The sequence below is a fragment of the Sulfitobacter sabulilitoris genome, assembly GCF_005887615.1.
GTDB classification, from domain to species: Bacteria; Pseudomonadota; Alphaproteobacteria; order Rhodobacterales; family Rhodobacteraceae; genus Sulfitobacter_E; species Sulfitobacter_E sabulilitoris.
The window spans coordinates 1405775-1420475 of sequence record NZ_VANS01000001.1; the positions used below are offsets into that span (position 1 = coordinate 1405775).

Here is a 14701-nt window from a genome sequence, read left to right on the forward strand (position 1 = left end):
TTGGGCGCGCACCAATAGGAGCGAGACAATGGACCCACAGGCGATCGTGCGTATCCACGACAGCTTTGCCAGCCAGACGATGATGCAGACGCTGGGTGCCGAGGTGATCCACATAGGCTCCGGCGAAGTGCGTATCAGCGCCCCCATCCTGCCCGGCACCCGCCAGCAGCAGGGTTTTGGCCACGCCGGGCTGACCTTCTCCATCGGCGACAGCGCGGCGGGGTACGCGGCCCTGTCCGTTCTGCCGCTGGAGCAGGACGTGCTGACCGCCGAGATCAAGATAAACCTGCTGGCGCCTGCGCGCGGTGACAGGCTGGTGGCCACGGGTCGCGTGATCAAACCCGGCCGCCGCCTGATCGTGGTCAGCGCCGAAGTCCACGCCGAGGCAGACGGCGCATCGACGCTGATCGCGCTTTTGCAGGGCACGATGGTGCCCGTTCCGACCTGATCGCCCTAGCCCATGCCCGCATCCTGACCTCGCCGGCGAAAGTCGCGGCGCACCAAGTCCGGCGCGGCGCGGACCGGCGCGTGGCAACAGGGGCGCGCCACGGATGCCATTGGCGGGTGCGTTCCGCGCTGGTCGCGGTCGGCGCGGCCGATCTGCCTGTGACCGACATGGGGGCCCTTCGGCGCGCCGGTCGAGGCCGGACAAGTCACCTTGCCCCCGGCCCCGATCCTGCCCCCTCGCCGTGGTGGGTCGTCAGGCCGTCAGGCCCTCCGGCTCCGCCAGCCCATTGGCGCGGCAACAGGCGGTGACGGTATTCGCCAGCAGGCAGGCAATCGTCATCGGCCCGACGCCGCCGGGCACGGGCGTGATGGCGCCCGCCACTTGCACGCAACTGTCGAAATCGACATCGCCCACCAGACGGGTCTTGCCCTCGCCCTTTTCGGGCGCGTCCATCCGGTTGATACCCACGTCGATCACCGTGGCGCCCGGCTTGATCCAGTCCCCGGGAACCATCTGCGGGCGCCCCACGGCGGCCACGACGATATCGGCGCGTCGCACCACCTCGGGCAAATTCCTTGTCCGGCTGTGCGCGATCGTCACGGTGCAACTGTCGCCCAGCAAAAGCTGCGCCATCGGCTTGCCGACGATGTTGCTGCGGCCGATCACCACCGCATCCATCCCCGTCAGATCGCCATGATAATCGCGCAGCATCATCAAGCAGCCCAGCGGCGTGCAGGGCACCATGCTTTTTTGCCCCGTGCCCAGCAACCCGACATTCGAGATATGAAACCCGTCCACATCCTTGGCCGGATCGATCGCATCGATCACAAGATCCTCGTCCAGATGATCCGGCAGTGGCAATTGCACAAGGATACCGTGCACCGCCGGATCGGAATTCAGCCTGTGGATCAGTGCCAGCAGATCGGCCTGTGCGGCACTCGCGGCCAGCTTGTGCTCGACGCTGACCATGCCGACCTCGACCGTCATCTTCCCCTTGGACCGCACATAGACTTCGCTGGCCGGGTCCTCGCCCACCAGCACGACGGCCAGCCCCGGCGTGATCCCATGGTCCGCCTTGAGGCGCGCCACATGCTCGGCCACCTGCCCCCGCACCCGCGCCGCAAACGCCTTGCCGTCCAGTATTCTCGCCGTCATCCGCCCTGCACCCTGTTTCTTCTCTTGTTCAAAAATATCCCCGCCGGAGGCCCCGGCGCGGGCGGGGTTCGATGCCCCGCCCGCGCCGCACCGCTGGCTCAGAACAACCCTTCGACATCCCCGTCCACATTGAGCTTGATGCTCTCGGCAGAGGGCACACGCGGCAACCCGGGCATCGTCATGATCTCGCCGCAGATCGCCACGACAAAGCCCGCCCCCGCACTCAACCGCACCTCGCGTACCGGAACGCTGAACCCGGTGGGGGCCCCGCGCCGTTCGGGATCGGTGGTGAAACTGTATTGCGTCTTTGCCATACAGACCGGCAGGTGGCCATACCCCTGCGCTTCCCATTCCTTGAGTTGGTTGCGGATCTTGCTGTCCGCCAGCACCTCGTCAGCGCGGTAGATGCGCTTGGCGATGGTATCGATCTTATCGAACAACTTCATCTCGTCGGGATAGATCGGCGCGAAATTGGCCATGTCGGCATCGGCGATCTCGGCCACGCGGGTCGCCAGATCGGCGGATCCTTCCGACCCAAGCTCCCAGTGGCGCGACAGGATCGCCTCGGATCCCTGCGCCGCCACATAGTCCTTGACCGCCTGGACCTCGGCTTCGGTGTCGGTGACGAAATGGTTGACCGCCACGACCACCGGCACACCAAAGGATTTCACGTTTTCGATGTGCCGCCCGAGGTTCGGGCATCCCTTTTTCACCGCCTCCACGTTCTCGGCCCCCAGGTCCGCCTTGGCCACGCCGCCGTTCATCTTCATCGCGCGGACGGTGGCCACGACGACCACGCAGGCGGGCGAAAGCCCTGCCTTGCGGCACTTGATGTTCATGAACTTCTCGGCGCCCAGGTCGGCGCCAAAGCCGGCCTCCGTCACCACGTAATCGGCCAGTTTCAGCGCCGTCGTCGTCGCGATGACCGAATTGCAGCCATGCGCGATATTGGCAAAGGGTCCGCCGTGCACGAAGGCGGGGTTGTTCTCCAGCGTCTGCACCAGGTTCGGCTGCATCGCGTCCTTCAGCAGAACGGTCATCGCGCCGTCGGCCTTGATGTCGCGGGCAAACACCGGGGATTTGTCGCGGCGGTAGGCCACGATCATGTCGCCCAGGCGCTGCTGCAGGTCCTTCAGGTCACGTGCCAGGCACAGGATCGCCATGACTTCGGACGCCACGGTGATATCGAACCCGGTCTCGCGCGGGAAACCGTTGGCCACGCCGCCCAGGCTTGCCGTGATCTGGCGCAGCGCACGGTCGTTCATGTCGAGCACACGCCGCCAGACGACCCGGCGGATGTCGATCTCAAGGTCGTTGCCCCAGTAGATATGGTTGTCGATCATCGCCGCCAGCAGGTTGTGCGCCGAAGTGATGGCATGAAAATCGCCGGTGAAGTGCAGGTTCATCTCTTCCATCGGCACGATTTGGGCATAGCCGCCGCCGGCCGCGCCACCCTTCATCCCGAAGTTCGGCCCCAACGACGCTTCGCGAATACAGACCGCCGCCTTCTTGCCGATGCGGTTGAGCCCGTCCCCCAGACCGACGGTGGTCGTGGTCTTGCCCTCCCCCGCAGGCGTCGGGTTGATCGCGGTCACGAGGATCAGCTTGCCGGTGGCGCGATCCTGTACCGAGTTGATGAACGACTGGCTGATCTTGGCCTTGTCGTGGCCATAAGGCAGCAGATCGGCCTCGGGAATCCCAAGCTTTTCACCGATCATCTGGATCGGCTTCTTCTGCGCTTCCCGCGCAATCTGGATATCTGTCTTGAACGCCATGAGAATCCCTCGTGTTGCCGCTGCGCGGCTTGGTTGACACCCCTCCATATCGCTCAATAGCTGCGGGCGCAGGGCGCAAATCCGACATTTCCCCACTCTGTTGCGGCCCTGTCGCGGGAAAGGGTTTCAGATCGGAAACCGCCACCCGGACGCCCGGGGATCGGAACATTCCGCAAAACGCCGCGTTGGGTGCCCATGATCCACCCAGTGCCTAGGGAGACCCAGATGACCGAATTCACCCGCATCACCGCCGCCGTCCTGGCCGGTTTCAGCCTGTCGGGCGCCCTGCAGGCCGCATCGCATGACGCCGCCGCGATGGGCAACGTCTGCGAGGACGGCTATTCCGTCACCGATGTCAACGGCGACGGATATGTCAGCCCGATCGAACTGAACGCCTATTCCGAACGCCAGGTGGTCCAGATGGATGCCGACCAAAGCGGCAGCGTGTCGCGCGACGAATACATCAACTGCAACATGGCCGGGCGCAGCGCCGGGTCGCTGGACCGCTCGACCAATACCGTGGAAATGTCGGCGATCGACGCGGACGGCAATGGCGTGATCTCGATCTCGGAATTCATGACGGCGGGAACCGAATCCGCTATCGCCGCCGCCGAAGGCGATAGCGACGCCGAAACGGAGGCCCGCGCGCTGGTCCATGTCCCGCGCGGCGACCCGGACGCGCCCCTGCCCGAATTGAGCCGCGAACAGGCCGCCGCCGGCGCGGCGAAGATGTTCGTGGCGCTCGACACCGATCAAAGCAAGGACCTCAGCGAAGCCGAATGGCTTGCACCGATAATACCGCAGGTCGATATCAGCGATATCCTGACGCGCGAATTCGACATGGCCGACGCGGACGGATCCGGCGACTTGACGCAAAGCGAACTGATCGCCGCCAACGAAAAACGCGCGGCGGCGGCGCGGGCCGCAGCCGAGGAAAACGGCGAAGAGCCCTCGCCCGATGCGCCGGTGGTCTATTTCCGCTATCCCCATGTGATGTGACGCGCATGGGTGCCTGCGCGCGGCCTTACGCTGGCCACCGGATCGCGACGTCGTGTCAGGCGGCACCGCTGCGGGCGGCATCCAGATGCGCCCAGGCACGTTGATCGGGTACATGCAGCGTCACCCGGTCACCCAGCGCCACAGGGCCTTCACGCTCGACCCAAGCCGTAACGCCGCGCAGGCCCTTAGCCGCCGCCTTGAAGGCAGCGCCGTGGCCGGGCGCGTCGTGGTCGATCACGGGCGCGGGCAACACGCAGGGCCGGTTTTCCATATCCACGGTCAGGCTGGCCCCCGAGGGCATCAACAGCCGCGATGAGGGCGGCAGATGGGTGAAATCCGGGATGCCCTTAATCACCATCGACACTCCCAGCCACGCGGGATCAAGCGCCGCCACACCCATTCCCGCGGCGATCTCGGTCATTTCCTCGGCGCTCAGCAACGAAAGCTGCCGGGTGTTCCTGATCTGCGTGCCGCGCGGGTACTGCGATGAAACCCGGCTGCACGACGCACGCGTCAGGCCGCCGTGACTTTCGCCCGCGATCCCGGCAAAGCCGAGATCCGCACGCGGCAGCGCCTCGGCCCTCAGGCTGGCATCACGGTCGGTGACACGACCCAGCCAGATCACGGTCCCGGTAAACCGGGTGGGCTTGAGTGCGGGCATATGCGGTTTCCTCGCGATGGGGGGCGGTGTTGCGCACACCATGCAAAGGGTGCGCGCAAAAGAAAAGGCCCCGCTCGCGCAGGGCCTTTCAATGTCTCGTCATGTGCCAATCAGGTCGAGGGTTCCGGCTCCAGCCCACCATCGGCGGGGGGCGACTTCTTGCCCTTCGCCTTCGGGATCGCCGTCACGCTGGGCGCGCTGCCCTGATCGGGCTTGTCGTCCTCGTCCGGGCCCGCGGTGGGCGGCTCGCCGTTCATCACCCGCTTGATCTCGTCGCCGGTCAGGGTCTCGTATTCCAGCAGGCCTTGCGCCAGCCGCTCGAACTCCGTCTCGTGCTCCTTGATGATGCTCACCGCGCGGTCATAGCCTTCCTGAATGAAACGGCGCACTTCTTCCTCGACCAGTTCCTTGGTGTTGGCCGACACCGAAAACCCTGCCGTATTGCCCGAATAGCCTTCGGCGGCTTCGGCATAATCGATGTTGCCGACCTTGTCGGACATGCCCCAGCGCAACACCATCGCCCGCGCCAGCGCGGAGGCTTGCTGAATATCGCCGGCCGGGCCGTTCGACACGCGGTCGGCGCCATACTTGTGGATCTCAGCCGCCTTGCCCGCCATGGTCATTGCCAGACGCTGATGACATTCGTCCTTGAACATGTTGAGCCGGTCCATTTCCGGCAGGCTCATCACCATGCCCAATGCGCCACCCCGCGGAATGATCGTCGCCTTGTAGACCGGATCGCATTTCGGCAGCATCATCCCCACCAATGCGTGACCGCTTTCGTGGTAGGCGGTCATTTCCTTCTGTTCGGGCGTCATCACCATCGACCGGCGCTCCGCGCCCATCATGATCTTGTCCTTGGCCTGTTCGAAATCGATCATCGCGACGAACCGGCGGCCCACGCGCGCAGCCCCCAGCGCCGCCTCGTTCACGAGGTTGGCAAGGTCCGCACCCGAAAAGCCCGGCGTGCCGCGCGCGATGATGCGCAGATCGACGTCAGGGCCAAGCGGCGTCTTGCGCGCGTGCACGCCCAGGATCTTTTCACGGCCCTTGATGTCGGGGTTACCGACCGTGACCTGGCGGTCAAAGCGGCCAGGGCGCAGCAACGCGGGGTCAAGCACGTCCTTGCGGTTCGTGGCCGCGATGATGATCACGCCCTCGTTGGCCTCGAAGCCGTCCATTTCGACCAGAAGCTGGTTCAGCGTCTGCTCGCGTTCGTCATTGCCGCCGCCATAGCCCGCGCCACGCGACCGGCCCACGGCGTCGATTTCGTCGATGAACACGATGCAGGGCGCGTTTTTCTTGGCCTGCTCGAACATGTCGCGCACACGGCTTGCGCCGACACCCACGAACATCTCGACAAAGTCCGAACCCGAGATGGTGAAGAACGGCACGCCCGCCTCACCCGCGATGGCGCGCGCCAGCAGCGTCTTACCGGTGCCCGGAGGACCCTCGAGAAGCGCACCCTTGGGGATCTTGCCGCCCAGCCGCGAGAATTTCTGCGGGTTGCGCAGGAATTCGACGATCTCCTCAAGCTCTTCCTTGGCCTCGTCGATGCCCGCCACGTCGTCGAACGTGACGCGACCGTGCTTTTCGGTCAGCATCTTGGCCTTGGATTTGCCAAAGCCCATCGCCCCACCTTTGCCGCCGCCCTGCATCCGGTTCATGAAATAGACCCAGACACCGATCAGCAGCAGGAACGGCAGCAGCGACATCAAGAAGGTCTGGAAGCCCGATTGCTGTTGCTGCTCCGCGCGGACAGGGATGTCGTTGTCTATCAAAAGCGACGTGATTTCAGCATCTTCCGGCTTGATCGCGACATAATCCGTACCATCCGAGCGGCGAAAGCGCACCTGCTCGCCATCCAGCGTGACATTGCTCACCTCGCCGGCTTCCACCGCGTTGACGAATTCCGAATAGCTGATCTCGCGGCTTTGCATCGTGCCGCCCGACCCGCTGAACAGGTTGAACAAGGCCAGGATCAGCAAAAACAGAACGACCCAGAAGGCTATGTTGCGTGCGTTGCCCAAGGAAACTCTCCTAATTACGGGAGGCCGGCACCAGTAGAGTGCGGCGTCTGTGCTAAGATAGACATGATCGTCGCAGGTTCAATGCGATAATAGTGCGGCAAAGAAGGCATCATCGCCGGGATCAAGCTCGGCGCGCCAGGCCGCGGGGTGGTTGGCAAGGGGGGCCGCGATCACGCGGTCGCCCTCCCAGACCGCGGGCGTGCTGCGCAAGACCACATGCGGTCGCCCCGATGCGCGCCAGTCCGGGCATTGCGCCAACCCCTCATCGCCCAACGCCCTGACGTGGATGGCGGCGTTGTCTGGCCGTCCGGCCTCGGCAGACAGACGCCACCGCGCATCCCAAAGCTCATCCGGCGCGGCCGTCTCATCCTTGACAGCGTTCAATTCGCGAAAGATCCAGATCCGGCCGCCCACGGCGTCGGCGTGACACCCGTCGACGGTGGCCCCTCGCCCGGCCTTCAACGCCTCGATCATGCCCCGCACCGGCTCGCGGCGCGGCGGATAAGCGGCACCGCCGATCCAGCCCAGGGCCTGCACGATCAATCGCCGCGCGATTTCATCGGGCAGCGTGCGATATTTCTTGGCGTCGATCGACACGGCACCGGCATCGACGGTGATCATCTTGCGCGCCGCCAGAAAGCTGTGCCACCCCAGCGCCTTGCGCGCATCCGCCATATTCTGCGCCACCTGCGCCAATGCCTCAGGGGTAATCCCCAAAGGCTCCAGCAGCGCAAGCGCCTTGCGCGCCTTGACGCGGTCGAATTGCGGGTCTTCGTTGCTGGGATCGTCGATCCAGTCGATGTCTCGCGCGCGCAGATAGGCGCGCAATTCGGCCCGCCCGACATCCAGCATGGGCCGCATCCATGTGATCGTGTTGCGCAGCCGCCGGGGGGTCATCGCGGCCAGGCCATCCACGCCCGCGCCCCGCGCCAGCCGCATCAGCACGGTTTCCGCCTGATCGTCGCGCGTATGGCCCATCGCCACATGGGCGATGCCGTTCGCGTTGGCCCATTCACCGATCAGCCGGTAGCGCGCGGTGCGCGCGGCGTCCTGCAGATTGCCGCGCCCCGACCAGTCGGTCCACCTTGCGACGGTGTGCGGAATGCCGCGTGCGTCGCAATACGCGGCGACCCGCGCGGCTTCGGCCTGCGAGGCCGGTCGCAGCCCGTGGTCCACCGTGATCGCGGAAACGGCCATGCCGTGCTGGCTGCGCGTGCTGTGAACAATATCCAGCAATGCCATCGAATCCCCACCTCCCGACACCGCAACGCCAATCGCCTGCGGCGGATTTGGCAGAATGTGCCGCAGAACGCGCTGCGTCGGGGAAGACATCATCGGGCTACGAACATCCCAGGCTGCGCATACGGTCTGCCGCCTCCGTCGCGGAGGGCGCGGCGGGAAAGCGAACCGCCACTTCGCCCAGTGTCACGCAGGCCTCGCCGGTCTGGCCCAGGGCACCCAGCGCCGACCCGAGCTGATAAAGCGCCTGCGGCGCGAGTGCGCCCTCGGGTGCGGCGCTGAAGCTGGCCAGATAGGCGCGGGCCGCCTCGCGGGTATCGCCAAGACTGCTGAGCGCCTCTCCGCGCCGCAGATAGGCCTCGGCGGCTAGCGGTCCGCCCGGGTAGGTCTGATTGAAGGTCTCAAACTGCGCAGCGGCGCCTCGAAAGTCACCCGAGGCGAGCGCCTCCTGCGCCCGCTCGAAGTCGGCCTGTTCGCCAATCGCCATCTGCGTCCCGCCGGTGGATGGGGCCGGTGCGGGGGGCGGGGCGCCGGTCTGACCGCCGCCGCCCAGCGTCGTCGTCTCGCCCAGCGCACCGATATCGCCGCCCTCCAGTTCGACCAGCCGGAACTCGAGGTCCGCGATCCGGCGAGTGCCGTCGTCGACGATCCGATTAATCCGGTTTTCCATCTCCTCGGTCTTCGAGGTGAGGCGCTGCAATTCGCTTTCCATTGCGTTCACGCGGTCCAGAACGCTGCCGGCCCCGGTTGTGGTGGTGGGCGCGCCGGTCGTCGACATCTCGCGTTTGAGGCGCTGAACCTCGACGAACAGCACGTTCAGTTCCTGCCGGATATCGGCCAGCGTCTGATCGTCCTGCGCCGCCACCGCACCGGGCAGCAGCAGGGACAGGACAATCGCGAAAACCGGAAGACGAAGAGACATGACATGCACCTTAGCTTGACAGACCACCGGCCAGCACGGTCACCGCGCGGCGGTTCTTGGCATAGCAGGCCTCGACGCTGCAAACTTCGATCGGGCGCTCCTTGCCATAGCTGATGGTTCTGAGCCGCGCCCCCGACACGCCCTTGGACACAAGGTATTCGCGCGCCGAATTCGCGCGCCGCTCGCCCAGCGCGATGTTGTATTCGCGGGTGCCCTGCTCGTCGGCGTGGCCTTCGATGATGGCGGTGAAATCGGCGTTCTGCATCAGCCAGGCCGCCTGGTTGTCCAGCGTGGCGCGGCCCTCGGGCGTCAGGTTCGACTGATCGACGGGAAACAGCACCCGGTCGCCCACGGCCTGCTGGAAATAGGCCACCGACCGCGGGTCGGATGCGCTGCCGGGTGCAAAGGCGCCGGCCCCCGCGCCCGCGCCCGCGGTGCCCGCCAGCGCATCGTCGCCCGGCCCGAAGCGGTTGGGGTTGGTACAGGCGGCCAGCGCGAGCCCCGCCACCAGGAATAGAACACTGCGCGTCACTGTCATGGTCATGTCGATAAGCCTCTTACTGCGCTGCAAAGCGTATTGTTTTGAAGGGTTTTACCACAGGTATGCGGCCTTGTGAACGCATCCCGAACGGTCATTTCTGCAAGGGCGACCACGACGGGTCCGATGCGCCGTCCGGCGTCGGCACCGGTCGCAGGTTGCGCCCCGAAATATCCACCGAATAAAGCGCCGATTGCCCTCCGGCGCCTTGGGTTTCACGGGTGAACATGATGACCCGGCCATTGGGCGCCCAGGTGGGCCCCTCATCCAGGAACGACGCGGTCAGCAAACGCTCCTCGGACCCATCGGTGCGCATGACGCCGATGTGAAAGCGGCCGTTGTTTTGCTTGGTGAATGCGATCAGATCGCCGCGCGGCGACCACACCGGCGTGCCATAGCGCCCCTCGCCGAAGGAAATCCGGCGCGCTTCGCCACCGCTGGCGGGCATCACGTAAAGCTGCTGCGAGCCGGACCGGTCGCTCTCGAACACGATCTGGGTGCCGTCGGGCGAATAGCTGGGCGCGGTTTCGATCGACGGCGCCGAGGTCAACCGCACCGCCTGCTGGCTGTTGACATCCATGGCAAAGATGTCGGTGTTGCCGCCCTGCGAGATCGAATAGACCACCGTCTGCCCGTTGGGCGCAAAGCGTGGCGCAAAGCTCATGGTCCCGTCCTGACTGTCGAGCGCGCGGCGTTGCACCGATCCCACATCGAGCAGGTAGATCCGCGGGAAACCGCTTTCGTAGCTGGTGTAAAGCACACGGTCGCCGCTGGGCGAAAACCGGGGCGCCAAAACGATGGACCGGCTGTCGGTCAGGTACTGCACGCCCGCGCCATCGTAATCCATGATCGCCAGCCGCTTTTGCCGCGCGTCCTTTGGGCCGGTCTCCGACACGAACACCACGCGACTGTCGAAATAGCCGCCCTCCCCGGTGATCCGGCTATAGACCGCGTCGGACACCTTGTGCGCCATGCGCCGCCAGCCATCCACGGTGCCCGAAAACTGCAGGCCGGAGCCAAGCTCCGATCCGGCGAACACGTCGTAGAGCCGGAATTTCACGTTGAGCGTGTTGCCCTGGACGTTGACCGCCCCGGTGATGAGCGCCTGCGCGTTGATCGCCTTCCAGTCGGCGTATTGGACCGGTGCGCCAAAGCTGCCGACGGTGCTGATGAAAGCCGTGGCCGGCAGTTCCCGAAACAGCCCGGTTCCGGACAGATCCGCCGCGACCACCCGCGAGATCTGGGCCGCCATCTCCGCCGAGCCGGCGGTTTCCGCCTCGAACTGGGGCACGGCAAAGGGCAAGGGTTCGATCACACCCTCGGTGATTTCGATCCTGAGCGGTCCCTGGCTTTGCGCGCTGGCAAATCCGGCGCCCGTGGCCGCCATCGCCATCGCAAGGCACAGTGTCAAAGCACGTTGTATCATTTGTTCCGCATCCTTTCGGGATTGAACGTAATCTCAATGTCCTGCCATTGGCCAAACTTTTCCTGCGGCAGATCAAAGCCTTTCGACCCGCACAGAATGATCGCCCGGCGGGCGGCCTCGAAGGCCTGCCGCGCCGCCCCCTCCGATCCGCCGGAGCTGGACGCAAGGCGGATGGACGCATTGATGGGTTTGCCATCGGGCTGCATGCCGACGCTGACGACCACGATCGTGCGCAGCGCCTCGGACGACAGCGACCCCACATTCCAGCAACTGGAGACCGCAACCCGCAGCGCCTCGCGCTCTCCCGAGGTCAGCGGCGGGCCTTGCGGTGCCGCGGGCGCCGGGGCGGATGGCGTGGCGGCGCCCAGCGCTTCGGCCAGCGCATCGTTGATTGCGCTTTTGTCCGCCTGCGCGGCGGGCGCGGCGGCGGGTTCGGGCGCGGCGGCGGTCGGTTGCGCCGGCGTCGTGTCCTCGACCCGTGCCGTTTCCGGCAGGGGATCGGGCCGGCGGCTTGGCGGACGCGACGACTGCCTGGGGGCAGCGGCGGGCTTTTCCGCTTCGGTCACGATCTCGGTCGCGGCGGCCTCGGGGGCCGTCGCCTCGCGTGGCTCCTCCACCGCCTCGCCCTCGGTCGAGGGCGCAATCGCCTCCTGCGCGACCTCGTCCGGGGTGGCTTCGGGCTCGGGCTGGGCCACCGGCTCGGGCGCGACGCGTTCGCTGGCGCGCGGCACCGGCCGGTCGCTCACGTCCGGCACCAGAACGGCAACCTCCGACGGCGGTTCTGGCAATACCGGTGCGGTGTCGCTGACATCGGCGCGCGGCGGCTGCGGCGGCGCGGGCTCGGCCGCTTGCGGCGGAACCTCGGCCGGGGGCGTGGGGGATTGCGCGGGCGCTGTCTGCGCGGTGGCCTGATCCGTGGCGGGGCTCACGTCCGGTGCCTGCGGTGCCTCCTGCGGCGCAGCGGGTTGGGCGACCTCGGTCACCGATTGCGGCCCCGTCTGTGCGGCCATCATCGCCTCGTATTCGGCCTGCGAAATCACCGACACCGGGGTCATGTCGATCGGCAAAGGCTCGGCCGCGAACACATCGCCCAGCAAAAGCCACCCGATGAGCGCCAGATGGCCCACCCCCGATATGTAATGACCGGCGTGCACCCTGTCCTACCTGTCGCCGGCGCCGCCGCCATCCAGCGACGGGCCGCCAATGTCCGTGACCAGACCGATGTTGGAAAACCCGCCCGCGTTCAGCGCGCCCATCACCTGCATCACCTGCAGGTACGGCACCGCGCCATCCGCGCGCAGGAACACGCGGTCGCTGGTCCGCTCCGCGGCAATGGCGCGCAGTTTCGGGATCAGGTCGTCGCGGGCTGTCTCTGTCGTCTGGATCTGCACGCCGCCATCCGCCGTGATGGTGACGGTCAGCGGTTCTTCCTGATCGGCGGGCAGCGCGCCGGCGGCTGTTTTCGGCAGCTCCACCGGCACACCCACCGTCAGCAGCGGGGCCGCCACCATGAAGATGATCAGCAACACCAGCATCACGTCCACGAAGGGCGTCACGTTGATCTCCGCCATCGGCAGCGCGCGCGCCCGTCCCCGACGCCTGCGCCGGGTGCCGCCACCCTCAGCCTTCGGGAGCCCCGCCGCACCCATCGCTCAACTGTCCAACTGGCGGCTGAGGATCGTCGCGAATTCGTCGGCAAACGCCTCGTATCCGGCAAGGATACGGTCGCAATCGCTGCTCAGCTTGTTGTAGAAAATGACCGCGGGGATCGCGGCCAGCAGGCCCAGACCGGTGGCCAAGAGCGCCTCGGCGATGCCGGGGGCCACGACGGCCAGGTTGGTATTCTGCTGCTCGGCGATCTCGATAAAGGCGTTCATGATGCCGACCACGGTGCCGAACAGACCGATGAACGGCGCGGTCGATCCCACCGTTGCCAGCACCGGCAGCCCCCGGCGCAGATCGTCGGCCTCCTTGTTGATCGCCACGTCCATGCTGCGGTCGATGCGCGCGGTGGCCCCGGCGATCAGCCCGCCGTCGTCGCGGTGCGACCGGCGCCATTCCATCATTCCCGCGGCAAAGATTTTCTCCGACCGGCCATCCGGCGCGCTGCCAAGGGTGTCGAACAACCCGTCCAGCGGCTCGCCCGACCAGAACGCACCATCAAAGGCACCGGCCTCGGCGCGGGCGCGCCGGAAGGTCATCAGCTTCATCACGATGATCGACCACGACCAGAACGAGGCGACGATCAACATGATCATCACCAGTTTCACAACGATTGTCGCACGGGCGAACAGCCCCCACATCGAAAAATCGACATGCTGCGCGACGGCCAGCGTTTCTGCTTCCATGGACCTGCTCTTTGCTCAATTCCGGATGGGGCTGCTTGTGTGCCCTCGTTTGAGCGTCAAGCTAACGCAGGGCAACGCCTATTGCTATCACTTAGGCGTTATTGCGCCGCATCCCCGCTCATTGAGCGAAGTTTCGCTGGCAGACGCGCGGCCCGGCCGCTGGCGCCGATGCACACGATCGTCACATCGGCCCGAAACAGCACCGTTTCGTCGCGGCAGACCTCCTGCCCCATGATCATGCGCGCCGAGCCGACCGATTGCAGCCATGTGCGCACCTCGAGCGCGTCGTCAAATCGCGCGGGCGCAATGTAATCCGCCTCCACCCGGCGCACGGCGAACACCACGCCTTCGGCTTTCATCGCAAGCTGGTCGATACCCAGACCGCGCACCCAATCGCTGCGCCCCCTCTCGATATAACGCAGGTAATTCGCGTAATAGACGATGCCGGCCATGTCGGTGTCTTCGTAATAGACCCGGATCGGCAGGCGGTGCACCTGCCCCCCGGCCGCGCCGCTCATTGCACCGCTCCGATCCGCGCCGCCAGACGTAGCGCATGGCTCGGGTCCTGCGCCGCTGCGGGCAGCACCGGATCATAGGCCGCGCGCACCAACCCGGCGATGTCGGGCCGCAGGATCGTGCGGTCGCCCGCAACCGCCAGCGGCGAGCGGTCGCGGAACGCGGTGTCCGACCACAGCAGGATGGACTGCACGATCTGGCTCAGCGCCAGCGTCTCCGCCGGCACCGCGCTCAAGTGCGCGTCCATGCGCAGGAACACGAAGCACGCCTTGATCGCGCCCTGCGCATCGAACCGGAAAATCCGGTACTGGTTGGCCTCCGCCTCCCGCAACCGCGCGACAAGCGGCTCCAGGTCGGGAATCAGCCGGTCCAGCCCCTTCACCTCCGGCAATTCCGACCAGTCCTGAAAGAAAAACACCATAAGGTTGCTGCCCAGTTCCGGGTCCGTTTCGGCCATCTCGTGCCGGGCGAGCGTCACGACGGCCTCAAGCGCGCCCTTGACCACCGAAAGCGTCTCGTCCTGGACGCCAAAGACCACCGGTGCGATGGGCCGCCCCCAACGCGCACAGGCAAAGCTGCCGTCGGACCGTGTGAACAGGGCTTCGATGTCGTCTGCTGTCATCTTGTCTTCCAAATGGAAAGAA

Annotated in this window: 15 protein-coding genes; 2 read left to right on the top strand and 13 right to left on the bottom strand. The window is 66.0% G+C overall.

The genetic code is table 11. The features are described 5' to 3' along the window. The first annotated feature begins 28 nt into the window (after positions 1-28). Entirely contained in the window at positions 29-448 is a 420-nt protein-coding gene (locus FDT80_RS06675) for a PaaI family thioesterase (RefSeq protein ID WP_138661409.1), read from the top strand. A 252-nt stretch (positions 449-700) separates the two neighbouring features. Here FDT80_RS06675 and folD read toward each other — a convergent pair whose 3' ends face one another. Then, positions 701-1603, bottom strand: a complete 903-nt coding sequence (folD, locus tag FDT80_RS06680; RefSeq protein WP_138661410.1) for a bifunctional methylenetetrahydrofolate dehydrogenase/methenyltetrahydrofolate cyclohydrolase FolD — start codon at positions 1601-1603, stop codon at positions 701-703. Between the two features lie 98 nt (positions 1604-1701). Then, the gene (locus tag FDT80_RS06685; RefSeq protein ID WP_138661411.1) at positions 1702-3378 is read right to left on the bottom strand and encodes a formate--tetrahydrofolate ligase; all 1677 of its coding nucleotides are present in this window, start codon (positions 3376-3378) and stop codon (positions 1702-1704) included. Positions 3379-3603: 225 nt separating this feature from the next. Between FDT80_RS06685 and FDT80_RS06690 the strand changes: the two genes are divergently transcribed. Continuing rightward, positions 3604-4377, top strand: a complete 774-nt coding sequence (locus FDT80_RS06690) for an EF-hand domain-containing protein (RefSeq protein WP_170311801.1) — start codon at positions 3604-3606, stop codon at positions 4375-4377. Positions 4378-4432: 55 nt separating this feature from the next. Here the strand turns inward: FDT80_RS06690 and FDT80_RS06695 are convergent, their stop codons facing one another. The 11 genes from FDT80_RS06695 to FDT80_RS06745 all read right to left on the bottom strand — a co-directional run bounded on the left by FDT80_RS06695 (position 4433) and on the right by FDT80_RS06745 (position 14679). Then, the gene (locus tag FDT80_RS06695; RefSeq protein ID WP_138661413.1) at positions 4433-5038 is read right to left on the bottom strand and encodes an MOSC domain-containing protein; all 606 of its coding nucleotides are present in this window, start codon (positions 5036-5038) and stop codon (positions 4433-4435) included. Between the two features lie 110 nt (positions 5039-5148). After that, positions 5149-7068, bottom strand: a complete 1920-nt coding sequence (gene ftsH / locus FDT80_RS06700; RefSeq protein ID WP_138661414.1) for an ATP-dependent zinc metalloprotease FtsH — start codon at positions 7066-7068, stop codon at positions 5149-5151. 78 nt (positions 7069-7146) lie between these two features. Then, positions 7147-8403 carry a tRNA lysidine(34) synthetase TilS gene (gene tilS, locus FDT80_RS06705; protein WP_138661415.1) on the bottom strand — a complete coding sequence of 419 codons (1257 nt, stop codon included), beginning with the start codon at positions 8401-8403 and terminating at the stop codon, positions 7147-7149. A 4-nt stretch (positions 8404-8407) separates the two neighbouring features. Beyond that, positions 8408-9229 (bottom strand): tol-pal system protein YbgF, encoded by an 822-nt coding sequence (gene ybgF, locus FDT80_RS06710; protein WP_138661416.1) that lies wholly within the window; start codon positions 9227-9229, stop codon positions 8408-8410. 10 nt (positions 9230-9239) lie between these two features. After that, positions 9240-9767 carry a peptidoglycan-associated lipoprotein Pal gene (gene pal / locus FDT80_RS06715; RefSeq protein ID WP_138661811.1) on the bottom strand — a complete coding sequence of 176 codons (528 nt, stop codon included), beginning with the start codon at positions 9765-9767 and terminating at the stop codon, positions 9240-9242. Between the two features lie 94 nt (positions 9768-9861). Beyond that, complete coding sequence (gene tolB, locus FDT80_RS06720; RefSeq protein WP_138661417.1) at positions 9862-11193, bottom strand: Tol-Pal system beta propeller repeat protein TolB; 1332 nt, start codon at positions 11191-11193, stop codon at positions 9862-9864. Next, a complete protein-coding gene (locus FDT80_RS06725; RefSeq protein WP_138661418.1) occupies positions 11190-12347 on the bottom strand; it encodes an energy transducer TonB in 1158 nt (385 codons plus the stop codon). Before FDT80_RS06725 ends, tolB begins: the two co-directional genes overlap by 4 nt. Positions 12348-12353: 6 nt before the next feature. After that, positions 12354-12842, bottom strand: a complete 489-nt coding sequence (gene tolR / locus FDT80_RS06730; RefSeq protein ID WP_138661419.1) for a protein TolR — start codon at positions 12840-12842, stop codon at positions 12354-12356. A 3-nt stretch (positions 12843-12845) separates the two neighbouring features. Next, positions 12846-13541, bottom strand: a complete 696-nt coding sequence (gene tolQ, locus FDT80_RS06735; RefSeq protein WP_138661420.1) for a protein TolQ — start codon at positions 13539-13541, stop codon at positions 12846-12848. A gap of 98 nt (positions 13542-13639) precedes the next feature. Continuing rightward, a complete protein-coding gene (gene ybgC / locus FDT80_RS06740; protein ID WP_138661421.1) occupies positions 13640-14059 on the bottom strand; it encodes a tol-pal system-associated acyl-CoA thioesterase in 420 nt (139 codons plus the stop codon). Next, positions 14056-14679 carry a hypothetical protein gene (locus FDT80_RS06745; protein WP_138661422.1) on the bottom strand — a complete coding sequence of 208 codons (624 nt, stop codon included), beginning with the start codon at positions 14677-14679 and terminating at the stop codon, positions 14056-14058. Before FDT80_RS06745 ends, ybgC begins: the two co-directional genes overlap by 4 nt. Positions 14680-14701 lie beyond the last annotated feature (22 nt).

What these genes read in the sequence shown, in the direction of transcription:
- tolQ (WP_138661420.1), bottom strand. Translation starts at nt 13,541, where the DNA reads ATGGAAGCAGAAACGCTGGCCGTCGCGCAGCATGTCGATTTTTCGATG.
- FDT80_RS06685 (WP_138661411.1), bottom strand. Translation starts at nt 3,378, where the DNA reads ATGGCGTTCAAGACAGATATCCAGATTGCGCGGGAAGCGCAGAAGAAG.
- pal (WP_138661811.1), bottom strand. Translation starts at nt 9,767, where the DNA reads ATGACAGTGACGCGCAGTGTTCTATTCCTGGTGGCGGGGCTCGCGCTG.
- FDT80_RS06675 (WP_138661409.1), top strand. Translation starts at nt 29, where the DNA reads ATGGACCCACAGGCGATCGTGCGTATCCACGACAGCTTTGCCAGCCAG.
- FDT80_RS06695 (WP_138661413.1), bottom strand. Translation starts at nt 5,038, where the DNA reads ATGCCCGCACTCAAGCCCACCCGGTTTACCGGGACCGTGATCTGGCTG.
- FDT80_RS06745 (WP_138661422.1), bottom strand. Translation starts at nt 14,679, where the DNA reads ATGACAGCAGACGACATCGAAGCCCTGTTCACACGGTCCGACGGCAGC.
- tolB (WP_138661417.1), bottom strand. Translation starts at nt 11,193, where the DNA reads ATGATACAACGTGCTTTGACACTGTGCCTTGCGATGGCGATGGCGGCC.
- tolR (WP_138661419.1), bottom strand. Translation starts at nt 12,842, where the DNA reads ATGGGTGCGGCGGGGCTCCCGAAGGCTGAGGGTGGCGGCACCCGGCGC.
- FDT80_RS06690 (WP_170311801.1), top strand. Translation starts at nt 3,604, where the DNA reads ATGACCGAATTCACCCGCATCACCGCCGCCGTCCTGGCCGGTTTCAGC.
- ybgF (WP_138661416.1), bottom strand. Translation starts at nt 9,229, where the DNA reads ATGTCTCTTCGTCTTCCGGTTTTCGCGATTGTCCTGTCCCTGCTGCTG.
- ybgC (WP_138661421.1), bottom strand. Translation starts at nt 14,059, where the DNA reads ATGAGCGGCGCGGCCGGGGGGCAGGTGCACCGCCTGCCGATCCGGGTC.
- tilS (WP_138661415.1), bottom strand. Translation starts at nt 8,403, where the DNA reads ATGATGTCTTCCCCGACGCAGCGCGTTCTGCGGCACATTCTGCCAAAT.
- folD (WP_138661410.1), bottom strand. Translation starts at nt 1,603, where the DNA reads ATGACGGCGAGAATACTGGACGGCAAGGCGTTTGCGGCGCGGGTGCGG.